Source organism: Duganella sp. Root336D2, assembly GCF_001425005.1.
Classification (GTDB): Bacteria; Pseudomonadota; Gammaproteobacteria; order Burkholderiales; family Burkholderiaceae_D; genus Rugamonas.
On sequence record NZ_LMDB01000001.1, the window covers coordinates 478,189 to 501,554 of the forward strand.

General features: G+C 61.3%; 15 protein-coding genes. 8 read left to right on the forward strand and 7 right to left on the reverse strand.

The features are described 5' to 3' along the window. Window positions 1–28: 28 nt before the first annotated feature. On the forward strand, window positions 29–2,908 hold the full coding sequence (gene gcvP, locus ASD07_RS01875; protein ID WP_055924309.1) for an aminomethyl-transferring glycine dehydrogenase: 2,880 nt from the start codon (window positions 29–31) through the stop codon (window positions 2,906–2,908). A gap of 68 nt (window positions 2,909–2,976) precedes the next feature. After that, window positions 2,977–3,306, forward strand: coding sequence for a hypothetical protein (locus ASD07_RS01880; protein ID WP_055924312.1), 330 nt, complete (start codon window positions 2,977–2,979; stop codon window positions 3,304–3,306). On the opposite strand, the gene ASD07_RS01885 is transcribed toward ASD07_RS01880, so the two are convergent. Then, window positions 3,303–4,826: a hypothetical protein gene (locus ASD07_RS01885; protein ID WP_055924315.1), complete on the reverse strand. Its 1,524-nt coding sequence runs from the start codon at window positions 4,824–4,826 to the stop codon at window positions 3,303–3,305. The two genes, ASD07_RS01880 and ASD07_RS01885, sit on opposite strands and share 4 nt — an antisense overlap. Window positions 4,827–4,829: 3 nt before the next feature. Beyond that, on the reverse strand, window positions 4,830–6,170 hold the full coding sequence (locus tag ASD07_RS01890; RefSeq protein WP_156397814.1) for a hypothetical protein: 1,341 nt from the start codon (window positions 6,168–6,170) through the stop codon (window positions 4,830–4,832). Window positions 6,171–6,358: 188 nt separating this feature from the next. Here ASD07_RS01890 and ASD07_RS01895 point away from each other — a divergent pair, with 188 nt between their 5' ends. Both ASD07_RS01895 and ASD07_RS30605 read left to right on the forward strand, forming a co-directional pair. Beyond that, window positions 6,359–9,592: a winged helix-turn-helix domain-containing protein gene (locus ASD07_RS01895; protein WP_055924320.1), complete on the forward strand. Its 3,234-nt coding sequence runs from the start codon at window positions 6,359–6,361 to the stop codon at window positions 9,590–9,592. Between the two features lie 19 nt (window positions 9,593–9,611). After that, window positions 9,612–10,067: a hypothetical protein gene (locus ASD07_RS30605; RefSeq protein ID WP_156397815.1), complete on the forward strand. Its 456-nt coding sequence runs from the start codon at window positions 9,612–9,614 to the stop codon at window positions 10,065–10,067. A gap of 124 nt (window positions 10,068–10,191) precedes the next feature. On the opposite strand, the gene ASD07_RS01905 is transcribed toward ASD07_RS30605, so the two are convergent. Next, the gene (locus ASD07_RS01905) at window positions 10,192–11,130 is read right to left on the reverse strand and encodes a fatty acid desaturase family protein (protein ID WP_055924326.1); all 939 of its coding nucleotides are present in this window, start codon (window positions 11,128–11,130) and stop codon (window positions 10,192–10,194) included. 189 nt (window positions 11,131–11,319) lie between these two features. Here ASD07_RS01905 and ASD07_RS30610 point away from each other — a divergent pair, with 189 nt between their 5' ends. From ASD07_RS30610 to ASD07_RS01925, 4 genes are all read left to right on the forward strand, one after another. Beyond that, window positions 11,320–12,150 (forward strand): GlxA family transcriptional regulator, encoded by an 831-nt coding sequence (locus tag ASD07_RS30610; RefSeq protein WP_055924329.1) that lies wholly within the window; start codon window positions 11,320–11,322, stop codon window positions 12,148–12,150. Between the two features lie 97 nt (window positions 12,151–12,247). After that, window positions 12,248–14,212, forward strand: coding sequence for a TonB-dependent siderophore receptor (locus tag ASD07_RS01915; RefSeq protein ID WP_082507054.1), 1,965 nt, complete (start codon window positions 12,248–12,250; stop codon window positions 14,210–14,212). After that, on the forward strand, window positions 14,212–14,751 hold the full coding sequence (locus tag ASD07_RS01920) for a YfiR family protein (protein ID WP_055924332.1): 540 nt from the start codon (window positions 14,212–14,214) through the stop codon (window positions 14,749–14,751). Before ASD07_RS01915 ends, ASD07_RS01920 begins: the two co-directional genes overlap by 1 nt. Further along, window positions 14,748–16,637: a bifunctional diguanylate cyclase/phosphodiesterase gene (locus ASD07_RS01925; RefSeq protein ID WP_055924335.1), complete on the forward strand. Its 1,890-nt coding sequence runs from the start codon at window positions 14,748–14,750 to the stop codon at window positions 16,635–16,637. The genes ASD07_RS01920 and ASD07_RS01925 overlap by 4 nt, the downstream gene beginning before the upstream one ends. A gap of 145 nt (window positions 16,638–16,782) precedes the next feature. On the opposite strand, the gene ASD07_RS01930 is transcribed toward ASD07_RS01925, so the two are convergent. From ASD07_RS01930 to ASD07_RS01945, 4 genes are read right to left on the reverse strand one after another with little or no spacing between them, the layout of a single operon-like run. Then, the gene (locus tag ASD07_RS01930; RefSeq protein WP_055924337.1) at window positions 16,783–18,414 is read right to left on the reverse strand and encodes a peptide chain release factor 3; all 1,632 of its coding nucleotides are present in this window, start codon (window positions 18,412–18,414) and stop codon (window positions 16,783–16,785) included. Window positions 18,415–18,470: 56 nt separating this feature from the next. Continuing rightward, the gene (locus ASD07_RS01935) at window positions 18,471–19,070 is read right to left on the reverse strand and encodes a hypothetical protein (protein WP_055924340.1); all 600 of its coding nucleotides are present in this window, start codon (window positions 19,068–19,070) and stop codon (window positions 18,471–18,473) included. A gap of 10 nt (window positions 19,071–19,080) precedes the next feature. Beyond that, the gene (locus ASD07_RS01940; protein ID WP_055924343.1) at window positions 19,081–22,713 is read right to left on the reverse strand and encodes a pilus assembly protein; all 3,633 of its coding nucleotides are present in this window, start codon (window positions 22,711–22,713) and stop codon (window positions 19,081–19,083) included. A 15-nt stretch (window positions 22,714–22,728) separates the two neighbouring features. Next, entirely contained in the window at window positions 22,729–23,364 is a 636-nt protein-coding gene (locus ASD07_RS01945; RefSeq protein WP_055924346.1) for a hypothetical protein, read from the reverse strand. Window positions 23,365–23,366 lie beyond the last annotated feature (2 nt).

A 23,366-nucleotide genomic window follows, 5' to 3' on the forward strand; every position in this document is an offset into this window, starting at 1 on the left:
TCACATTCTGGCCAAGAGATTTCCCACCATGACCCGCACCAGCCTGACCCAACTTGAAGCCCGCGATGCTTTCATCGCCCGCCACATCGGCCCGGAAGCCGCAGAACAGCAGCAGATGCTGGACGTGCTCGGCTACGCAAGCCGCGCCGCCCTGATCGACGCCATCGTCCCGCCAGGCATCCGCAACAAGAGCGCCCTGCCCCTTGGCCAATTCATCCAGCCGCTGCCGGAAAACGAAGCGCTGGCCAAGCTGAGAGGCATCGCCTCCAAGAACAAGGTGCTGAAATCCCTGATCGGCCAGGGCTACTACAACGCCCACACCCCGGGCGTGGTATTGCGTAACATCTTCGAAAATCCGGCCTGGTACACCGCCTACACCCCGTACCAGCCAGAGATCTCCCAGGGCCGCCTGGAAGCGATCCTGAACTTCCAGCAGGTGCTGATCGACCTGACCGGCATGGCCATCGCCAACTCGTCCATGCTGGACGAAGGCACCGCCGCTGCCGAAGCCATGACCCTGATCCAGCGCGTCGGCAAGTCCAAGTCGAACACCTTCTACGTCGCCAACGACGTGCTGCCGCAGACCCTGGAAGTGGTGCAGACCCGCGCCGAGCCGCTGGGCATCACCGTCAAGACCTTCGACCCGTCCGAACTGGCCGGCGTCACCGACGCCTTCGGCGTGCTGCTGCAGTACCCGGGCGTGAACGGCGTTGTGCGCGACTACCGCGCCGCCGTTGAAACCGTTAAAGCTTCCGGCGCCATGGTGATCGTTGCCGCCGACCTGCTGGCCCTGACCATGCTGACCCCTCCGGGCGAATGGGGCGCCGACGTGGTAGTCGGCAACTCGCAGCGCTTCGGCGTACCGCTGGGCTTTGGCGGCCCGCACGCCGGCTACATGGCGACCCGCGACGAGTACAAGCGCTCCATGCCGGGCCGCCTGGTGGGCGTGACCGTGGACCAGAACGGCAATAAGGCTTACCGCCTGGCCCTGCAGACCCGCGAACAGCACATCCGCCGCGAAAAAGCGACCTCCAACATCTGTACCGCACAGGTGCTGCTGGCCGTGATGGCTTCCATGTACGCCGTCTACCACGGCCCTAAAGGCCTGAAGCAGATCGCCGAACGCACCCACCGCTACGCCGGCATCCTGGCTGCCAACCTGAAGTCCCTGGGCTACTCGGTCAACGAATCCTTCTTCGACACCCTGACCGTCGCCACCGACAAGGCCGACGCGCTGCACGCCGCCGCTGTTGCCGCCGGCATCAACCTGCGCAAGATCGACGCCAAGCACGTCGGCGTATCGCTCGACGAAACCTGCGACCGCGACACCCTGGCCGCACTGTGGAACGTGTTCAGCGGCGGCAAGGCTGCCCCTGACTTCGACGCAGTGGAGGCAGCGGTCGGCACCAGCTTCCCTGAAGCGCTGGTGCGTACCTCCGCGTACCTGGAGCACCCGACCTTCAACCGCTACCACAGCGAAACCGAAATGCTGCGCTACCTGCGCTCCCTGGCCGACAAGGACCTGGCGCTGGACCGCACTATGATCCCGCTGGGTTCCTGCACCATGAAGCTGAACGCCACCAGCGAAATGATCCCGGTGACCTGGCCGGAGTTCTCGACCATCCACCCATTCGCGCCAAACGACCAGACCGTCGGCTACCGAGAAATGATCGCCCAGCTGGAAGAAATGCTGTGCGCCGTGACCGGCTACGCCGCTGTCTCGCTGCAGCCTAACGCCGGCTCGCAAGGCGAATACGCCGGCCTGCTGGTGATCAAGAAGTACCACGAGTCCCGTGGCGAAGGCCACCGCAACATCTGCCTGATCCCATCCTCGGCACACGGCACCAACCCTGCATCGGCCGCCATGGTGGGCATGCAGGTTGTCGTTACTGCCTGCGACGACAAGGGCAACGTCGACCTGGCCGACCTGAAAGCCAAGGCGGAACAGCATTCCAAGAACCTGGCATGCGTGATGGTGACCTATCCTTCCACCCACGGCGTGTTCGAAGACGGCATCACCGAACTGTGCGAAATCATCCACTCGCACGGCGGCCAGGTGTATGTTGACGGCGCCAACATGAACGCACTGGTTGGCGTAGCCGGCCCAGGCGCGTTCGGCGGCGACGTATCGCACCTGAACCTGCACAAGACCTTCTGCATCCCGCACGGCGGTGGCGGCCCAGGCGTCGGCCCGATCGGCGTTGGCGCACACCTGGCCAAGTTCCTGCCTAACCAGCGCTCCAACGGCTACGTGCGCAGCGAAGACGGCATCGGCTCGATTTCGGCCGCACCGTTCGGCTCCGCATCGATCCTGCCTATCTCCTGGATGTACATCGCCATGATGGGCGGTGAAGGCCTGACCGCCGCAACAGAAACCGCGATCCTGAACGCCAACTACGTTGCACGCCGCCTGGCGCCGCACTTCCCGGTCCTGTACTCGGGCCACGACGGCCTGGTAGCGCACGAGTGCATCCTGGACCTGCGTCCGCTGACTGACGCCACCGGCATCAGCAACGAAGACGTGGCCAAGCGCCTGATGGACTTCGGCTTCCACGCGCCGACCATGAGCTTCCCTGTTCCAGGCACGCTGATGATCGAGCCGACCGAATCCGAGTCCAAGGTTGAACTGGACCGCTTCATCGACGCCATGGTCGCCATCCGCGCCGAAATCGCCAAAGTGGAATCGGGCGAGTTCGACAAGCTGGACAACCCGCTGAAGTTTGCCCCGCACACGGCGGAAGTGCTGCTGTCCGACAAGTGGGACCGCAAGTACAGCCGCGAAGTGGCAGCCTACCCGGTACCATCGCTGCGCAAGCAGAAGTACTGGCCGCCAGTCGGCCGCGCCGACAACGTGTACGGCGACCGTAACCTGTTCTGCGCCTGCATCCCGGTCAGCGACTACGCATAAGCGAACGCTTGCCTGAAACGCCAAACGCCGGTACCGTGAGGTGCCGGCGTTTTTTTAATGGAATCTGAATGAAGCAATCTAATAAAGCAGCCCTGTTTTCAGGACTTGGCTTCCCCGGCCTTGGCCAACTGCTCGTGCAGAAACGCACTGTCCGCGGCCTGGTCTTCATGCTGCCGGCGCTGGCGGCGTTCTCCTGGCTGATGTACGGCCTGTGGAAAGCCACCTCGGTGCTGATGGATGAAGCCCTGAGCGGCGTCCTGGCGCCCGACCCCATCGCCATTACCCAGCGCCTGACCAAAGCCAGCATCGTACCCGGCGCCTCCATTGCAGGCTGGATCCTGCTCGCTTGCTGGATCGCCAGCATCGCCGACGCACTCCTGGTGCGCGACAAGCCTTAAGCTACGCTGCGCGCCACCCGCGCAGCGCGCTGCACATCCTGCGCTTCGTCATCCCAGACTGCGGCCTGGGTAATTTCTTCCGCTCCAACCTGGGCGCCATCGGAATTAAACCGCAGCCAGGCCAGAGCGCCACCGGGCGTGATGCCGATTGCATGCACCCCGCCGTGGTTCGGCGCCGCTATCAGGGCTGCCATCACCAGCGTGGTGGCAATCGGTACCGGCATGCCCCAGTGGCCGCCCTGCTTCCGGCACACGAGCCACAGCCCGCCAGCACCGTCGCCGTAAGCCAGGTGCTCGCCAATCGGGCTCGCTTCGCTCCACACCACGCAAGCACCGCCGATATTGGCAACCGGTTGCGGGACCGACTGCCCGCCGCGATAGACCACGATGCTCTCGCCTGCCACAAACACATCCGGCACGTTCGGAACGTTGGACGGTGCCAGGTGCAGGTTGGTCGCACGGCGCGGCAAGCCCTGGTAGTCGATCGCAATACCCCACGACGCGGCGCGCGCAAAGCTATTGAAGCGCAGCGTGCGGCCGCAAGGCGTATCGTTCAAGCGCCAGGCGCCCGGAACGCGATAGCTGCCGATTGCCGTCGCCAGCGAATCCGCGCCATCCTGCTCCTCCCATGCTGTCAGCGGACCTTCGACCGCAGCGTTGAAATACCAGGTGTTCGCTGCCGTCACCAGCACCATCGGGACCGCACCCGATTGCAGCAAGCCAAACGAAATGCGCGTTACATCGTGCTCCACTTCCGGCACATGGCGCGGCGCCATGCCGCGCATCGTCTCCACCCAGGCAGCTTCGTCGAGGTGGTTAGGGATGCCGACCGCCACATGCAAAGTCGGCCCGCCGCCGCTGGCCCAGGGCGCGACCGCCAGCGCCAGTGCGATCGTGCCATCGGGCGACTGCTGCACGTCCAGCGCCTGCACCTTGCCCGGTTTGTTCAAGGGCAACATGCCGCTCAGGTCCGTCTGCGACCAGCGCCCGAATGGCGTGCGACGGAACATATACAGCGAACGATTGGCTCCGACCGTGAACACCAGCGGCAAGCCGGAGGCGTCGCGCACCACGAACAGCGGTGAACGCGCCATGGCGGGCGCTGCGCAAGGGCTGGAACGATAGCCCGATTCGTATAGCGGCACCAGCTCCTGCCGCACCAGTGCCGGCAGGTCGCGGCCGGACGTCACCTGGCTGCGCCAGTACGCCATGTCAGCCGGCTGCGACGCATCGTAGCGGTCGAACACCGCGTTATAGGCCCGCAGCAGGCGTTCCTTCACATCCAGCTCCGCCAGTTCCGGGCGCGCCAGCAATTGCAGCGCCAACTCGGCGCGGCCGCGCACGGCCTCGCCCTGGCAACTATACAAAGTAGTCCACGACAGCGCTTCGCTCGCCATCGGCTCCCGTTGCAGCACAATGCGCGCCACGCGCGCGGCAGCAAAACTCAGGGCGCCCGATGCATTGGCGCCACCCCATTTCCGGACCTGCGCCACAGGCGCAGATGTCATCAGCACAGACATGCTTCATTCCCCCAGTTCGATTTCTATGTCACCAGACTCGTTGATGCGCAAGTCACGGCAACCCAGCTTGCGCCCTGGGGCCAGTCCCTCGGCAACGGCGGCAAACATGTCGCCGGTAGCCGTTGCCAGGAAACCGGCAATATCCTGTTGAACCGCGGCCAGGCTGGCGGCATTGCCTTCCCACCACAGGTTCATGCGCTGCACATTCAGCAAGTGCGGCAGCGGGTCCGACACCACGTAAATGCCCGTGGTCCCGGCATCGGTGGCCGGCACACCCTTGCGCGCCAGCGCGGCAACGCCTACCCGGCCGTTCTCCACCAGCCACTGCAAGCGCAGCGACCATTGCAGGGTGGCACGCGCCCAGGCCTTGCCCATATAGCTGCGCTGGCGCGACAGCGGCAATTCCTGCTTCACGCTGTCCCATTCATAGCGGCCCAGCACGCTGCTGATATCGATGGTCGGGCGCGGCACGCCGTCCGGGCCGGCTTGGCGGCCCATGGTCACCATGCATTGCAAGTCCTGCTCCGACTCGCGGTCATGCAAGGTACGGTTGGCCTCCTGCCAGTTCAGCAGCACGTGGTCGCGATAGATCCAGCCATTGCTATTACGGATGAAGCGGGCGCGCAAGCCATTCCTGAGTGACGCCTCGACGCCGGATTTCTCGTTCTGGCAGTCCTGCGAATTGACCTGAGCCACTCCCTCGCGCGAGGCGACATAGTCTGGCAAGGAGTCCAGGCGACGCTGCAGCTTCTCCACCACCATTGGGTAAATGTATTGGCGCAGGAAGCTGTCGCGTTCGATCACCGCGCGGCGCATTGCCGTTTTGTTGAGCACGGCCGGCGCCAGGGTGCGCAACCAGTTGCCAACTGCAGTGATAAAGAATTCCTTCAGCGGGCCGTTGTCGCACGGCATGTGAGATTTATCTACATCACACAGGGCCGCTTGCAGCACCAGGCCGCCATATTCATTGACCGCAGCAGTGAACTCCAGGCGCCAGCCAGCGACCGACTGACGCAGGATCTCGCGCCGGCCATAGGCGTTGTAAAAGCGCAAATTCCCGGACGAAAGGGTCAGTGTCAGATGGGCAGTGTTTGGTGCCGAGGAGTCATAACGGATCTCGACCGGACGCAGCTCAACCTTATCCTCGCCTTCCCCGCCAAGCGCCAGGCTGCCCACTTCCATGCTGCCGTAACGTATCTCATTAGGAAACTCCCCGGCGGCGCGCATGGCGTCAATCGTGCTTTCCAGCAACTTTCCAGAGGTGAACCAGCTGGCGGAGAGCTGTTGCACTGAAGTCGTGGTGTCAGCCCCGATTTCAAAAAATACCGCTTTAGTTGTGACCATTTTTGCTTTTAAGAATGTTAAGATTTGGCCGTTTGGCAATGACTGCAATGTAAGAAAAAAAGCCTTCCCTCGCCTTCCGGAAATCTTCCGAAGGCCGGAAGGAAACCTTCCGGACCGGAAGAATTGCTCCGGAAGGTTTCTAAGTCATTGATTTATAAGAGACAGATAAGAAGAAGGTTGAACAGGCCATGGAGTTTCAATTCGGCGACTGGTTAGTCAGTCCAGAAGCCAATCTCGTCAGCAATGGGGATGCCAAGACGCAACTCGAACCGCGCGTGATGGCGGTGTTGCGCTATCTTTGCCGCCATCCGGGGGCGGTAATTCCGGCGGAAGAGATCCTGCAGGCTTGCTGGGGAAGCAATGAACTGGGCGATAATCCGGTCCACAAGGCCATCACCCAATTGCGCCGCGCCTTTGGCGATTCGAGCACCGAACCGCGCTATATTGAAACGATCCGCAAGCGCGGCTATCGCGCCATCGCGCCCGTCATCACCTTCGCCGCCCCGCCCTCTACAACCTGGGAAGGCGGTTCACCATTCCGTGGCCTTGAGTCATTTCAGGAAAACCACGCAGCCATTTTCTTCGGCCGCGTGCAAGCGACTGCCCAGCTGCGTGAGCTGGTTCTGACCCAAGCCGCCCATGGTTGCCCCATGGCACTGGTACTCGGACCTTCCGGCTCCGGAAAGACTTCGCTGGTCCGCGCTGGGCTGCTGCCACAGTTAATGGCCGGCGCCATCCGCTCCGACGAACCGGTCGGGCTATCCAGCACTGTCTACCTCGACTGCGCCGACCTTGGCAGCGGTACCCTGTTCCAGGCGCTGGCTGGCGCCTTGATCGACGCCGACATTAACGGCGAGCCGCTTTTCCCCGGGGCCAGCGCCGACAGCCTGGGCCAGCGCTTGGTTTCCGATCCTGACGCCGTGGCCGCCGAGTTACAAGCACGCGCATGTCCCCGCGCTTCGGTCGGGGTATTCATCGACCGGCTCGAAGCAGTCTTCCGTGCGCAACCCGGTGAAGCCGACCGCTTCATGGAAGTTATCGAATGCCTCGCGAAATCGAATTGCCTGCTGATGCTGATGGCCTGCCGAAACGACTTCTATCCCGAGGTGATGGCGCAGCCAATTTTGCTTGCGCTGAAATCACGCGGCGGCCATTTCGACGTACTGGCACCGGACGGCGCGGATTTTGCTCAGATCGTTCGTCAACCAGCGTTGGCGGCCAGCCTGACTTTCGAAAAAGACGAAGCGACCGGAGCCAGCCTTGACGATGTACTTTGTGATGCTGCCCGTGGGAACCCTGACACTTTACCGCTACTTCAATACTGTTTAAACGAGCTGTATCGGCAACGAAATGAGAATGGGCAACTACAGTTTTCCGTGTATCAAGAACTCGGTGGGATCGACGGCGCAGTCGGAGTCCGGGCCGAACAAGTGGTTAGTGGCCTAACCGAAGTACAGCTGGGCGCGCTGCCTCGCGTTCTCTCGTTGTTGGTAAATATTGGCGAGGATCAGGCCTCGGTCACCTCTCGTCGCAGCCCGCTTTCTATGCTACGCACCGAAGATGAGCGTGAACTGGTGCGAGTGATGGTTGAGGCACGCCTCTTCGTAAGTGAATTGGCTGGCGAAGTTCCAAGCTTTGGCGTAGCCCATGAAGCCTTACTGCGTCGCTGGCCGCGAGTATCTGCGTGGATCGATGGTCACCGTCAAGCACTGCAACTACGAACTCGATTACATGGGCAGGCCGAGCGATGGCAACATGCAGAGCGCCGTTCAGACCTTCTCATACCCCAAGGTATGCAAACGCACCAAGCTGCAGAACTTTTGCACTTACAAGATTTTGCGCTTGCACCACTTGAGCTCGATTTCATTCGGCAATCCATTGCGCGCGCAAAGATCCGTGAACGCATCAATATCACAGTGATTTCAATTATTGTCCTGCTGGCCATCCTCTCCGCAGTTCTTGGAATTAGCGCGCGAAATTCACAACGTGAGTCTGAAGAGCACCGAATTGAAGCAGAAGGATTAATGGGGTATATGCTTGGCGACTTCGTCGAGAAAGTAAGGCCGCTAGGAAGACTGGAGCTGTTGGATGACGTTAGTTCAAGGGCGCTTCAGTACCTTACAACTACCAAACATTCTGCAACGACTCCAGAATCCGTGGCACAACGCGCAAAAGCGTTACAAGTCATCGCGGAGGTAAACCTCTCACGGGCGACGCCTGCGAAAGCTAAAGAGGCATTGTTAACTGCACGCGAGCTCTTGCAATCACAGGGTTTGTCGGACCGAAATCAGGAAGCACATCTCAAAAGCTTAGGCACGAATGCTTATTGGCTCGGGTTGGTTCACCTGAAGCAAAGAGATTTCGGAAACGCCGAACGCTATTTCAACGAATACAGAACGGTAAGCGAACGGTGGCTTGCGATCGCGCCTGAAAACGTCGATGCAATAATCGAGCTAGCTTACAGCCACAGCAATCTTGGAACCCTTGCGCTACGTCAAGGCAACTTGGAAAGCGCTGCGTCGTATTTTTCCACTTCTGTGCAACTCAAAGAAAAGGCACTGAAAAGGCGAAAAAACGCCGAGCTTTCGGGTGGTTTAGCCAACAGCATTGTCGGACTCGCGGCGGTGGAGGTTAGGCTCGGACACCTCACCAAGGCATACGAGCTGTATGCTCAGTCTGTGCAATTGCTTCAGGAATTGCTTGCACAGTCTCCGAACGATGCAACTTGGCGGTTAAGGCTTAGTAACACGTTACGCTTTCAAGGTGAACTTAGCGTGGCGATGGGCCATTCAGTCCAGGGAATCAAGAAGTATCAGGAAGCAAATGTGCTTCTCACCCATCTGGTTCAACAAGATCCAAGCAACCAAGACTGGTTTTACACTTTGGCGGAAAACCAGTTGCGAATCATTCGCGAAGGGCTAATTGCGGGCGAACTCAACCCTACAATGTCTAGCCTGGATACGCTACTCAAGAGCATTTCAAGCATCCATAGCAATGAACCGCAAATGGCCCGAGCAGGAGCACTCAAAGGAAGAATCAACGCGCTCAAGGGCGAGGTGTTGCTTGCGGCCAAGCAAGCTCCCGATGCAACGAACCGTTTCAGCGCAGCAATAACCGAACTTGAGGGCCTGCTTGGAAAAAACAAATCTGATGCGCTGCTACTTGAAAACTACGTTCTTGCGCTGCTTGGGCAAGCACACGCTCGTGGCTGGAAAACATCGGAGTCTCAAGACGACTGCCGTAAGGCGCTGAGCACTTTGAAATCTTCGAATGGCGATCTTCGCGATTTTCATTTCATCGTTCCATCGGCGATCGCCAACCAATGCTTGGGAAACCGCGAAGAGCTTGCCGAAGACAGGGAGAAATTAAATCAAATAGCGTACCGTGACGAGCGCTATCTTCGAATCATATCGTCGCAATAAACAAAGAAAAGGGACTCCCATGACAAAAATCCAAAACTCACCGGCTACGGCACCGGTTATTCAGGTCCAAGTTGTTGCGACTCCTGAGATCGACCCAACGTCGAAAAAAGTAAAATACATTACAACCTTTACCCCGGAAAAGATCAAAGCGACCCAACCCGATACTATTTTGAGCTATGAACTCGTGACGCCAACCCCGTCAGGCGTGAAGTTCAAATCGGTTAAAGTTACTGGCAAGAAGCCCGAGCAAATCAGTCCACCCACCATTAGCCAAAGCGGAAAAGTAATGGTGTTGACAGATGCCAATACTTTTAGAGAAGTCTTAAGTCTGACAATCCGCTTCAAGGATTCCGATGCGGTAGAGTTCGATGTGGACCCTGAAGTAGAGAACGATCCAGGCGAGTTTGAATCTCACGATTCGCCCGCGCCAACGGTAATGCGCGAGCCAGAAGTCGGTAACGACCCTGGCGAATAACTTTATGACGAAGATATTCTGACAGTCGCCGGCAGCGGTCATATTGACCCGTCGGCGTCTACATTAATGTTCGAAAAGACGATTCCCCGACTATTGAAAGTAGTTCGGTTTAAGTCAAAGTTCATCAGCGCATATTGTCCAAGGCGCCGCGGGCGCCGCTAATGCGGCGTACCGCCGCGTTTCCATTTGTGGCAGTACAGCGGAGGATTACGGCCCAATACGATGTGGCGAGGCACGAGGTGCCTTCGAAGTAACCACGTTCACGTAGCACCTTATGCAGCGCTGGCAGTTTGTAGCCAGGTACGGTTGCGGCCATGTGATGTTCGACGTGGTAGTTGACGAAATTGGGCGCGACCAGCAAGCGCGCAAGCGGGCCAGCTAAAGTGGTGGCTGTATTCCGGCGCGGGTCGCGGTCCATGTGGTCGGGGACGCCGCCATGCTCCCCCATCACGCGCAGGCGGACCAGTAGCGGGAAGACGAACAACTGCCCCAGCCACCAGCAACCATAGACTTGGGGCACTCCCAGCGCCCACAGTACGGTGAAAATCATCCCGTGCATCACGAACACCGGATACAGCGCGCCACGATCGGTTGGCCGGAACTGGTAGGCGATCCCTTTCACACCATTGACTCCGGAGATGTCGCGCAGCAGTTTGCGCAGAAGGCTGGCCCGCGTCGCGGGATAGCTGGTGACGAAGGCCAGGTCCGGGTCATCACCGGTGCCTGCCCTGCGGTGGTGATCAAGGTGACCGCGCCGGTAAGCGGCGTAAGGCACATTCGGTAAAGCGCCGAAAATCCATTTCCCCATCCACTGGTTCACGCCGCGCGAGGTGAAGAAGTTTTCGTGTGCGGCATCGTGCGTCAGGATCGCGAAGCCAAGCGCGCGGCCTGTGAGCAGCACACTGGCAAGGATCCATGCAACCGGGTGATGCCACAGCGCAGGGAGCGCGAAGCCTGCGGCGACCAGCGCCACGTTGACGATCACGACGCCGGTGGCGCGCCAGTTGTCGGCCGTGGTGAAGGCACGGAGCTCTTGCTTGTCAATGTAGGAGAGGATGTTCATGCAGCCATCCTAGCCCCGGCATGTCGGACGCATGGTACATTATTCGCCATGTCACATACTTTTTCAGCCATCACGACAAGCATTTACATTGACCACAATTGCTGGGCGGGCGGCGTCATGCTGATTCGCGAGTTGTTGGCGGTTGCTGGCACTTTGAATGCTCGTGAGCCTGATTTGCGAGCGGCAGCAATGTTCGAGGTATCGCTGGTTGGACCGACCATGCAACCGGTGCGTTCCTTTACTGGGCCGGCTCTGCTACCCGAACGCAGCCTGCGCAACGCCCTCCCGGCCGGCATACTGGTGCTGCCCTCCTTCTACGGGGACGTGCCCGCAAGCCCTGCCCTGCTGCGTTGGATCACCAGGCATTACGATGCCGGCGGCTGCATCCTGGCGTCTGCAAGCGGCGTGCGGATACTGGCGGAGACCGGCCTTCTCGATCGACGCGACGCCACCTGCAACCTGGCCGACCGGCGCGCGATCGCAGCAACGCGGCCGGCAGTGCGCCTGTCACCGCAGGCAGCGCTCGTTATCGATGGCAGGCTGATTACAGCAGCCAGCATTACGCCCACCATCGATGCATGCGCGCATCTGGTAAGCCGCTTCCATGGCGAGACGGCGGCTTTGAAATTCGCTCGCTATGCGAACTCGGCGCGCCAGTTGGCGGGCATCGGCGTCGCCGGCGGCCAGCAGGAACATGGCGATGCACGCATGCTGGTGGCGCAAAGGTATATCGAACAACATAGCTGCGCCGGCATCACGCCCGATGACGTGGCGCGCCACATCGCCATGAGCCAGCGCAACCTGGCGCGGCGTTTCAGCGCGGCGCTCGGGGTCACCCCGGTGCAGTACATTCTTCAGTGCCGCATCGCGCAGGCCAAGCGCATGTTGGCAAAACCTAACGTGAGTTTGCGGCGTGTCGCGATTGAAACCGGTTTCAGCGATGAAGTGGTTTTCCGGCGCGCTTTCAAGCAGGTCGCAGGCCAGGCGCCAAGTACGTGGCGGGCGTTGATCGACAGCTAACGGTTGTTGTTTAAAGGTGCCGGCCAGGCCTGCTGGGCTGTACATTCCCGCAGGGCAATGCCACCATGTGAACACACGATAAAAACAAACCATCGGGATGAGAATCACAGCACTGCAAGGCCTCCTCTACAGGCCGCTGGCAGTCTTGCTGCTCGCGGCGGCGAACGCTTGCGCGCAAGATGCCGACTTGACTACTTTGCCGCTTGAGCAATTGATGTCGATGGAGGTGTATAGCGCCTCGCGCTTTAACCAGAAAGCGACACAAGCGCCTTCGAATGTAACCATCCTTACTTCGGCCGATATTCGCGCCTACGGATGGCGCACGCTCGCAGACGCCTTGCGCAGCATTCGCGGCCTGTACACCAGCAACGATCGCAGCTACAGCTACCTGGGCGCGCGCGGCTTCCTGCGTTCGGGCGACCTGAACACGCGCTTCCTGCTACAGATTGACGGCACACGCATCAACGATCCGGTATTCGACCAGGCCCAGCTTGGCGGCGAATTTCCGCTCGACCTGGAGCTGGTGGACCGCATCGAATTCGTTCCAGGCCCGGGATCATCGATTTACGGCGCCAACGCATTTTTCGGCGTGATCAACGTCATTACGCGCCGCGCTGCGGACCTGGAAGGACCGCGCGCCATGCTGGAGGCGGGCCAGGCCGGCACGCGCTCCGGCAGCGCAACTTATGGCTGGCGCGATGGCGATGCAGAATTGCTGTTGTCGGCCAGCCGGGGCCTGAGCGATGGCCGCGATTTGTACTTCCCAGAATTCCAGGGCACGGCGCAAGGGCTTGACTGGGAACGCATTACCCACCTCTTCGCACGCGCACAGTTTGGCGAATGGTCGATGACGCTGCTGGACGGCGCCCGCACCAAGGGCATGGCCACGGCCTCCTACGGGCAACCGTTCAACGTCCCCGGCGGCCAGACGCTGGATCGCCTGCGCCTGGCGGAAGTTGGCTATCGCAGCCAGGTGCTGCCGATGCACGGCGAATTGACAGGCCGCATCTTCCACGGCGATTATCATTACGAAGGACTCTTCGTCAACAACGAACCATTCGGCTCGATCAACCTTGACCAGACTCGCGCCCGCTGGTGGGGCGCGGAAGCCAGCCTGTTCCTGCAATTGACGGCCACGCAGAAACTGGTCGTCGGCGCCGAATACCAGTACAACAGCAAACTGACGCTGCAGAACTACGATATCGAACCGCGCATCGTCTACCTCGACGACGTGGCATACGGCAAACGCCTGGGCATCTATGCGCAAGACGAAATCACGCTGGCAGAAGGCCTGCTGCTGAACGCCGGAGTGCGTTATGACAGGGAATCCAGCACCGGCGGCGTGTTCAGCCCGCGCCTGGCGCTGATTGCCGAAGTGGCGCGCGAGACAACGCTCAAGGCCATCTACGGCAGCGCCTTCCGCGCCCCGAACAGCTATGAGCTGTTCTACGGCATCGACGGGCAAGGCGGCCAACTGGCAAATCCAAACCTCGGCCGCGAGAGAATTCGCAGCCACGAGCTGTCTCTGGTGCGCCAGCTTGGCCCGAACGCGCGCTTTACGCTGACCGTCTATGCGAATCAGGCGTCTGGCTTGATCACCGAAGTCGATGACGAGGAGCTGGGCTTGCCGATCTTCCGCAATGTCGGCCGCAACCGCGCCCGCGGACTGGAGATGGAATATGAACGCTCCTGGAACAACGGGGCCAGGATGCGCGCCAGCCTGGCGCGGCAGCAGGTGAGCAACGCCGCCGGCGAAGTCAATTCACCGCGCTGGCTGGCAAAGCTGAATACCACTGGGCACCTATCCGGCGCCTGGCACGCAGGCGTGGAAGGCCAGTATGTCAGCGCGCGCGGCCTGATTGGCGGCGGCGAGGCAGGCGGCTTTGTGCTGGCCAACCTGAACCTCTTTTCCGTCGGTCTTACGCGCCACCTCGACGCTTCGTTCGGCGTGCAAAACCTGTTCGACCGCCACTACGCCGATCCTGTTTCGCTGGGCTACCGGCAACGCTCCATGGAACAGGATGGACGCCGCGTCTACTTCAAGCTGAAGGCGGCCTACTGATGATGCGCCACCTTTTCGCCCTCCTGCTCCTGCTGGTGATAGGAGGCGAGCAGGCGCGCGCCCAGCTTCCTGCTGGCGCGGACGAGGCGGAACTGAAAGCAGCCATACTGTTCAACTTTGCGCTGTTCACCGAATGGCCTGCGGACACCCTGCCCGCCAATGCACCGCTGCGCCTGTGCGTCTTCCAGGGCAACGCCTTGCTGACGGCACTGAGCGGCTTGCAGGAGAAACAGGTCAACGGGCATCGCGTTTTGGTGCGCACGCTGCCGGCCACGCCTGGCGGAGCGCAACTGGCGACCTGCCATTTATTGGTGCTGGACGCGCAGGACCGCGAACGGTGGGCGCTGCTGAAGCATGACCTGGCAACCAGCAGCGTGCTGACCATCGCCGATGACCGGATCATTGGCGCCAACGGCGCCATGATTTCCTTTGGTATCGATAATCGCCGCGTGGGCTTCGACGTGGACATGGTGCCCGTACGCCAGGCGCGGCTGACCCTCAGTTCCAAGCTATTGCGGCTGGCAAGGAGTGTGCAATGAAGTCGCGCGCCAAAACCGCGCTGTTGCCAATCGGCAGCAAGGTAGTCCGTTCCACCATGCTGGCGGCGGGCGCCGCACTATGCCTGGCCGGCATGCTGATGGTGGTGTTCCAGTTTATGGCCCTGCGCAGCACCTTGCTGCGCGACCTGCAGGTGCAAGCCCGCATTGTTGGCAACAACAGCACGGCCGCCCTGCTTTTCAGCGACGCCCGCGCAGCGGAGGAAATTCTCAACGGCCTGTCCGCCTCGCCCAGCGTGCAAAGCGCGAACATCATTGTCGGCAGCACGCCGCTGGCGCAGTTCCGCCGCAATGCCGCGCCAGTGCCGGAGCTGCCGATCAGCGAGGCCGGCGAATCCCTGCACGAATACGGCATGGACTACATCGAAGTGCAGGAGCCAATCACAGTCGACCACAAGCTTATCGGCAGCGTTTCGATCCGAGCCACCCTGCTGCCGTTATACCGGCGTTCGCTGGCCTTCGCCACTTTCACTGCATTTGCCACCCTGGGTTCGTTTGCACTGGCATGGCTGCTGGTGCGGCGCATGCGGGTCGCGGTAGCGCAGGCGGAGCAGAACCTGCACGTGCTGGCGCATATCGATCCCGTCACCTGCCTGCCAAACCGCAATGCGTTCAACGACCGGCTGGCCCATGCCCTGAAGCGCGCGGACCGCCAGGAGACCAGCGTCAGCCTGCTGCTGCTGGACCTCGACAACTTCAAGGTCGTCAACGACACCCTGGGCCATGATATTGGCGACATGCTGTTGCGCCAGGTTGCCGAGCGACTTGGGCAGATGCTACGCAGCACCGACATCATCTGCCGCATCGGCGGCGACGAATTCGTGGTGATCGTTGAACCGGCCGACGATGAATTGGAACCGGACCAGGTGGCCCGCAAGATCCTGCGCGCGCTGGCGGAGCCTTTCATGGTCGAGACCCATCAACTGTTTGTCAGCGCCAGCATCGGCGTCAGCGTGTATCCGAAGGATGCCCCGAATGCGGCGGCGGTGGTGCGCTGCGCCGACATCGCGATGTACCACGCCAAGAACAAGGGCAAGAATGCCTACGAAGTCTTCCACGAGGAGATGGCGCATAGAGCCAGCAAGCGCCTGGCGCTGGAGGCCAACCTGCGCAAGGCCTTGCAGAACAACGAGCTGTCCTTGCATTACCAGCCGCAGATCGACGTGCGCACTGGCCGCATGTGCGGCATGGAGGTGCTGGTGCGCTGGCATTGCGCGGCTTTGGGCGGCATGGTGAGCCCGGCGGAGTTCATTCCGGTGGCGGAAGAAAGCGGCGTGATCGTGCCCTTGGGCCGCTGGGTGCTGCAAATGGCGATCCGGCAGGCCGCCGCTTGGCGCAAAGCAGGCTTGATGGAGGACATCGAGCACGTCGCGGTCAATGTGTCTGCTTGCCAGACCAAGGATGCACAGCTGATGTACGAGGTGCAGGCCTTGTTGATGGAGACCGGCCTGCCGCCTCGCTTGCTGGAGCTGGAGATCACCGAAGGCGTGTTGATGGAGAACGTGAACGCCAATATCGCCTTGCTGCACAAGATACAGGCGGCCGGCATCCATCTCTCGATCGACGATTTCGGGACCGGGTATTCGTCAATGGCTTACCTGAAACGCTTCCCGATCGACCAGCTCAAGATCGACCGCAGCTTTGTCAATGCAGTGCCGGGCGATGGCGCGGCGATTGCGAAGGCGATCATTGCGATGGCGCATTCGCTGAATATGACGGTGGTGGCGGAGGGTGTGGAGACCGAGGAACAGGTGGCCTTCCTGTCGGATGCGGGGTGTGATGTGATGCAGGGGTATTACTTTGCGCGGCCGATGCCGGCGGAGCAACTGGAGGCGTTGCTGCGCGAACGCCGCCTGTGGGCGGCTTAGGAAACCGGTAAACCAGGGTCTGACCCGCAGGGTCAGCCCTGTCAACTCAACCGCTAGGGGTTGGTTTTAGGCCGTTGATTTTCGTCGAGAGTCAAAGGCCTCAAACCCAACAAACGGCTGCGGGTCAGACCCCGCCTTACCGGTTTTAGTCCAGCTTGGTCGCGTGTTCGCGCGTTGCGTGGAAGGTCAGCTTCGGCCAACGCTCCTGGGTCAGGCGCAGGTTGACGCCGGAAGTCGCCAGGTAAGCCATATTGCCCGCAGCGTCATAAGCCACGTTATGGCCCAGTGCCGCCTCGAAGTCGGCCAGCATCTTCTTGTCGTCGCAGGAAACCCAGCGCGCAGTCGAAATCGAAGTGCCTTCGAACACCGCATCCACGCCGTATTCGTTCAACAGGCGGGAAGCCACCACTTCGAACTGCAGCACGCCGACCGCGCCCAGCACCACTTCACCGCCCAGCACTGGCTTGAACACCTGCACCGCGCCCTCTTCGCCCAACTGCTGCAAACCCTTCTGCAGTTGCTTGATCTTCAGCGGGTTACGGATACGCACCTGGCGGAAGAAGTCCGGCGCGAAGTAAGGGATGCCGGTGAACTGCAGCATCTCGCCTTCCGAGAAGGAGTCGCCGATCTGCATATTGCCGTGGTTCGGCAGGCCGATGATATCGCCCGCGTAAGCCTCTTCCACCTGTTCGCGCGAAGACGCCATGAACGTCACCACGGACGACACTTTCACCTCGCGGTTCAGGCGCAGGTGCTTGACCTTCATGCCGCGCTCGAATTTGCCCGAGCAAACGCGCAGGAAAGCAATACGGTCGCGGTGCGCCGGGTCCATATTGGCCTGGATCTTGAACACGAAGCCGGAGAACTTCTCTTCGGTCGGCTGCACGGTGCGCACCGAAGCGTCGCGCGATTCCGGCGCAGGCGCCCAGTCGACCAGCGCGGACAGGATCTCGCGCACGCCGAAGTTGTTGATCGCGGAACCGAAGAAGACCGGGGTCTGCTTGCCAGCCAGGAAGTCTTCCAGGCTGAATGGATGGGAGGCGCCGTGCACCAGTTCCACCTCCATGCGCAGCTGGTCCATCTCCATCGGGAACATCTCCTGCAGGCGCGGATTGTCGATGCCCTTGATGACCTCGAAACCCTGCAAGCTCTCTTCGCCAGCGCGGAACAGCAGGATCTCGTCGTTGATCAGGTGGTACACGCCGCGGAAGTTCTTGCCCATGCCGATCGGCCAGGTCACCGGCGCGCACTGGATCTTCAGCACAGACTCAACTTCATCCAGCAGCTCCAGCGGATCGCGGCATTCGCGGTCCAGCTTGTTCATGAAGGTGACGATCGGCGTATGACGCATGCGGCAGACGTCCAGCAGCTTGATGGTCTGCGCTTCCACACCCTTGGCGGCGTCGATCACCATCAGGCCCGAGTCGACCGCGGTCAGCACGCGATAGGTGTCCTCCGAGAAGTCCTGGTGCCCGGGGGTGTCGAGCAGGTTGATAATGTGGTCGCGGAATTCAAACTGCATCACCGAGGAAGCCACGGAAATGCCGCGCTGCTTCTCGATTTCCATCCAGTCGGAGGTGGCGTGGCGGCCGCTCTTGCGCGCCTTGACGGTACCGGCCATCTGGATCGCGCCCGAGAACAGCAGCAGCTTCTCGGTCAGCGTGGTTTTACCCGCATCCGGGTGGGAAATAATGCCGAAAGTACGGCGGCGAGCGACTTCGCGCGCAATCAGCGCGGGGGTCTTGCTCGAAGATTGAATTTGGATATCGTCAGACATGATGGCAGCCAGCGGTTGGCGCAGACGGAAAACCCGCTATTTTACCACCACTCCCCTCACATCCGGAGGGCGTAATCGAGCATCACTTGCAGCGCCACGTGGCCGCGCACGGCAATACGCCCGATACGGCCGGGTTGGAAGCGAACGCTGGCGAAAGCCGCCAGCAGCATCTGCTTTTCTTTCTCGGACATTGGCGAATCCAGGGCGACGCGTTCGACGGCGCCTTCATCGCTGATCCAGACTTGCAGGTCTACCGCTTGCGGGGTAATGCCCGGCACTACCAGCAGTTTGCCGCCAACCAGGCCTTCCGCTACTTCCGGCTGCTGCGTCATGGCGCTGGCGCCGAAGTAATGCCTCTCTTGCACTTCGACGCCGTCGTTCCCGCCCGCTTCCGCCTGAGGCCGCAGCTCGGCAGCTGGTGCCGGCCTGCTGGCCGGCACCGCCGCCGTCAGATCCGCCGCGGCCAGCGTCACCCTGTCTTGCGCTGCCGGCCGCACGGCACCGACCAGGCGCACCATCATGGCCGGACCTGGCTGCGCCGCGTTGCCGCCTTCCCTGGCGACGCGGCTTGCATGGCCCACCAGGAACAGCGCCAGGCCGACGTGCACCAGCGCCGATACGGCCAGCGCCAGCCAGGGGCGGAGACGGCTCACCATCACAGGCCGGTCAGTCCGAGATCTCGCGCCACAGGACGCGGACCTTGGCGTCATTGTCACCAGGCGGCCCGAGGCGCATGACAGCCGGCACCCCGATGCCTTTCGACGCACCCACCGGATAAATCAGCGGCGTGCCGGATGGCAGCTTGACCACACTGGTGCCAACGATCGGCGTTGCGTACTTCAGGCCGGCCGGGATGTTGGTCTGGACGTTGCCGCCAGTCCTGTAGTCGATCTGGTACAGCCAGCCATAACCGCCTGGCTGGCAGGCCGACACCGACGGCACCGTGGAGGAAAACACCAGCGTGCCCAGGAACAGCTGCGGCGCAATCGTGACGCGCTCGCCGGTGTCCGGCAAGTCGACACGCCAGCCCATCTTGGTGTTCCACTCAACTGCGGCGTTGGTGATGCTGCGGGTGGTGCCCGACGTCGTCACCGTCTGCGAAACCAGTGGGCTGCTGGCAGTGACCGTGGTGCTGCCATCGTCCTTGATGCCGAAGATGGTCTGGGTGCCAGTGTCGTCCAGGTCGCCCTGGCCCAGGTAGCGGCCAGTACCGTAGAACACGGCAAACTTGTCCTGGATTTCACCCATTGCCGGCGCAACCATGATTGGCTTGTCCGCAAATTCCGCCAGCTTCGTCGCCGTGCCGGCTTCCAGGTTGAAGCGCCACATGACGCCGGTCAGGTCGCCCCCATAAGCACCGATGGCGGTGTTATTCGTGGTGAAGTCAGGCGAGCGCACATTGATACGCGCCAGGCCGCTCGGGTTGGCAGTGCTGCCGACGCCGGTCGAAATGGTTTTCAGCAGCGTGCCGCTGGCCAGGTCGAGGATGAAGATATAACCGCGGCCATCGGCGCCGGCATATTTCGTCCCTTCCGGCACGTTGTTGTAGCCCGAAGCCAGCACGGCGACCCAGGTGCCGTTGGCCATCTTGGTAATGAAGGCCGTGCCGAAGCTGTAGCCCATGCGCGGATTGTCGTTGGCGGTATAGTTCCACAGCGGACGCGGGTCCGCCGGGTCGGTTACATCGACCGCATAGTAGCCGCGGCCGCCCTTGCCCATGGCGCCGATCAGGATGGTTTTCCAGCTGCCGTTGATCTTGGCATCGCTCATGGTCAACGGACCGTCCAGGTAGTAGCGGTGCTGGCTGCCGTAGTTGGCATCGGCCAGGCGCCACATGTCCGGCAGTACCGCCGGCGGCACATAGGCCCAGCGTTCCTCGCCGGTTTCGCCATCGAACGCATGCAGCATGCCGTCGTTGGAGGCCGCATACAGGGTCGGCTGGCGATCCACATTGGCAGCCTTGTATTCCAGGTAGCCGTCATCGCTGAAATTGTACGGCGGCGCCTTCACATAGATCGGCTGCGAGTGCACGATGTCGCCCAGGGCTTTTTCGCGGTCGCGGTACAGGCGCTCATAGGCGCCGTACGCGACGGTGCGATCCTGGTCTTCATTGCGGTCCTGGCCGCGCAGGTAATTCACCAGAGAAGCCGGGGTGGCAGCCGTGCGCTGCGTAGCCGACCATTCGCTCGCCTGGCTCAGCCGGCTGGTGTCGAACAGCGCAAGCTGCGCGGCAGTCAGGCCGCCGGTGCCGCTGGCGAACAGGGTGCGGGTGGTGCCGTTGGCAGTGTAAATAACGCGGCTGTCGGAATTGCCCGCCGCAGCGATCTTGTTGCGCAGCAGCGGTTCCGCCTGCCACAGCGGCGTGGTCGATACTGCGCCAGTGGACAGGTTGATGGAATAGCCGCTGACGTCGCCGTCCCATTTCACGGTGCGGTAAGTTGCCACGTAAATGAAGTTGTCGCCTGCGGTAGGCTGCAGGGCGCTGGTTGCCGCCGCCGCGCCGTTGCCGGTCACGCTGTCGATGCTGCGCAGCGCGCGGCGCAGGCCGCCTTCCAGCGCTTCCGGGTCACGCGTGCTGAAGTAGGTGCCGCGGCCGTTGACTGCGCTGTGCCACAAGTCGTCAATAGTCTCGGGCGAGTTGCTGCTTGGCGCCGGCCACCTGGTGACGCCCTGCTTGATGTTGAAGTAGTCGCCCGAGCTATTGGTCTTGTAGTTCGGATCGTATGTCAGCGTACCATCTACCCCGAGGCCGATGGTGAACGTGGTCATGTGCTGATGCTGCGCCACGTCGTCCACGTCCGCATTCGCGCCCGATGGCGCAACGTTGTCGGTACACACATCTTTCGTCGTGCATGATGAACGCAGGTCGGTGTGGTAGTAGTAATACGCCACGTCCGCCAGCGTGTTGCCGGTCTTCAGGGCATCGCGCGATGGCAGTGACACGCCCGCGGCGCCATCGGTGTCGCCTACTCCGCTATAGCCGTCGTTCCAATAGCCATCCGTTGCCAGGATGGTGAAGTTCTTCTGGCAGGAATACTGCACCGGATCCCTGTAGGTGGTGCTCGTGCCCATGTACATCTTGCCCAGCGAATCGAGCGAATTGCGCAGTGGGGTACCGCCCAGCGGATCGAAGCTGTACAGGTTGGTGTAGAACGATTCCTTCTGGGTTGTGTCGAAGTTCTCGATATTCAGTGCGATCGGGTTGTTAATCGTGGTCAAGCCAATACGGGCGTGCAGATAGGCAGAGTCATCAGGATCGGTGGACACCGGGGTGCCGCGCACGTCCTTGAATGCCTGTCCAATCGCGCTCTTGGTCATCTGGGTACGGGTGCGGTACCACGCAAACCAGTTGGCGAAATTCGACATTTCCTCGGCATACGTGCAGGTGGCGCCGGCGCAATCGCTGCGACCGGAAGCCTTGGTCGGAAACACCGTGCCCGGCTTGATGTCGACGCGCGACCAGTTGAAGTAGCGCACGTACTTGTAGGTGGCGGTCTTCTTGGCCTGGCAGGTGCCGGCCTTGCCGAAATTCTGGTTCGGCGTGCTATCCGCTGTGTTGCACCACTCAACGCTCACATTGTAGTAGTAAGGTGCGCCATCCACCGAAACCAGGTTCCTGTATGTGCCGTCCGGATAGGAATAGTTGCCACCCACCACCTCCGATCTGCAATTGGTGCTCGGCGGCACGTCATTGGAGCTCTTGCACCACATGCGCTCCGGATACCCTGTCACCAGATTTACCGTGGCGGTTCTCGACAGGCGCGGGCAGTTGCCGCCCGAGACCACCCCTTTGCAGGGGTTGGCGCTTGGCTGTTCGGCACTGGTCTCGTCGATCGCCTGCACGCCGTAACCATCGCTGGCCACGGTACTCCAGGGCGAGCCATAGGCGGTCTTGCCGTTATGGTCGGGCAATAAGCTGCCGTCGGCCTTGGTCGGCCACGAATACCGGATCGCCGGGTTGTAGTACAGGCCGTTGAAGGCGCTGGCAAAGAATGGCGCGTCACCGGGTTCGCACACGACCAGCGTATTGCTGCTGTTCGGCCCGCGGCACATGGTGCCGAAGTTGCCAAGCGAGGTGTAGCGCACGTAATCGGGCATATAGCTCCACGCCATACTGCCCGAATTGTCGAGGTCCAACATAATGTTGGGCAAAATAGGCGCGGTGGTGGCGTTGGCCAGCGGAATATCCGCCAGTTCGGTGGGGGCGGCAGCGGCCGGCTGCATGGCCAGCATCAGGCCCAGCCCGAGCGCGGCAAGCGAGGCACGCAGGCCTGGCTGTGGGACATTGGTCCAGTCCATTTGATATCTCCTGCGTTAGATTGAGACCACAGCCTGAACGTAGCTGGTGGTATTCCTCGGCCCGGTTACCCGTGCCGTAATGCGGTAGAAAGCGCGGATCGACGAATTGTCGATTTCGCCTTCGTGATAGCCGCCCATCTGGGCTTCCGCGCCGTCGTTCTTGCCCTTCATGAACACCTGCTGCGTGGAGCAGGTCCGGGCATCGAGCGCACCGGCGGCATCGCACATGCGGTGGATGACATAGGCCACGTCGTTGCCGGCCGCGTCCTTCTGCAGCTTGGTGACAGCGCCGCCGTCATCCCAGTCCAGGTCGTCGGCCGCAGTGGGTTCCGGATCGCGTTTGTTGCCGGTCAGGTCCAGGGCGTCCTGGCGCGTTGCATAGTAGCCGCTCGCTGGCAAATCCTGGTCCAGCAAGCCGGTTGGCGCATTCTGGGTCAACCAGGTAATTGCCGCTTCCACACCGGCGTCGCCGCTGGCGGTGGCGCTTTGCTTGAAGGCCAGGTTGCCGGCGATCACGGCCGTGGTATCGACCGAGCGCAGCAATGCAATGCCGGCCAGCGTCATGGCCACCAGCACAATCAGGGTGACAGGCAGGATCACGCCCTGCTGCCATGCTTGCCGGACTGCGCCGGCTTGTTTGTTGTGGTTCATGG

What these genes read in the sequence shown, in the direction of transcription:
- gcvP (WP_055924309.1), top strand. Translation starts at nt 29, where the DNA reads ATGACCCGCACCAGCCTGACCCAACTTGAAGCCCGCGATGCTTTCATC.
- ASD07_RS01880 (WP_055924312.1), top strand. Translation starts at nt 2,977, where the DNA reads ATGAAGCAATCTAATAAAGCAGCCCTGTTTTCAGGACTTGGCTTCCCC.
- ASD07_RS01885 (WP_055924315.1), bottom strand. Translation starts at nt 4,826, where the DNA reads ATGTCTGTGCTGATGACATCTGCGCCTGTGGCGCAGGTCCGGAAATGG.
- ASD07_RS01890 (WP_156397814.1), bottom strand. Translation starts at nt 6,170, where the DNA reads ATGGTCACAACTAAAGCGGTATTTTTTGAAATCGGGGCTGACACCACG.
- ASD07_RS01895 (WP_055924320.1), top strand. Translation starts at nt 6,359, where the DNA reads ATGGAGTTTCAATTCGGCGACTGGTTAGTCAGTCCAGAAGCCAATCTC.
- ASD07_RS30605 (WP_156397815.1), top strand. Translation starts at nt 9,612, where the DNA reads ATGACAAAAATCCAAAACTCACCGGCTACGGCACCGGTTATTCAGGTC.
- ASD07_RS01905 (WP_055924326.1), bottom strand. Translation starts at nt 11,130, where the DNA reads ATGAACATCCTCTCCTACATTGACAAGCAAGAGCTCCGTGCCTTCACC.
- ASD07_RS30610 (WP_055924329.1), top strand. Translation starts at nt 11,320, where the DNA reads ATGTTCGAGGTATCGCTGGTTGGACCGACCATGCAACCGGTGCGTTCC.
- ASD07_RS01915 (WP_082507054.1), top strand. Translation starts at nt 12,248, where the DNA reads ATGAGAATCACAGCACTGCAAGGCCTCCTCTACAGGCCGCTGGCAGTC.
- ASD07_RS01920 (WP_055924332.1), top strand. Translation starts at nt 14,212, where the DNA reads ATGATGCGCCACCTTTTCGCCCTCCTGCTCCTGCTGGTGATAGGAGGC.
- ASD07_RS01925 (WP_055924335.1), top strand. Translation starts at nt 14,748, where the DNA reads ATGAAGTCGCGCGCCAAAACCGCGCTGTTGCCAATCGGCAGCAAGGTA.
- ASD07_RS01930 (WP_055924337.1), bottom strand. Translation starts at nt 18,414, where the DNA reads ATGTCTGACGATATCCAAATTCAATCTTCGAGCAAGACCCCCGCGCTG.
- ASD07_RS01935 (WP_055924340.1), bottom strand. Translation starts at nt 19,070, where the DNA reads ATGGTGAGCCGTCTCCGCCCCTGGCTGGCGCTGGCCGTATCGGCGCTG.
- ASD07_RS01940 (WP_055924343.1), bottom strand. Translation starts at nt 22,713, where the DNA reads ATGGACTGGACCAATGTCCCACAGCCAGGCCTGCGTGCCTCGCTTGCC.
- ASD07_RS01945 (WP_055924346.1), bottom strand. Translation starts at nt 23,364, where the DNA reads ATGAACCACAACAAACAAGCCGGCGCAGTCCGGCAAGCATGGCAGCAG.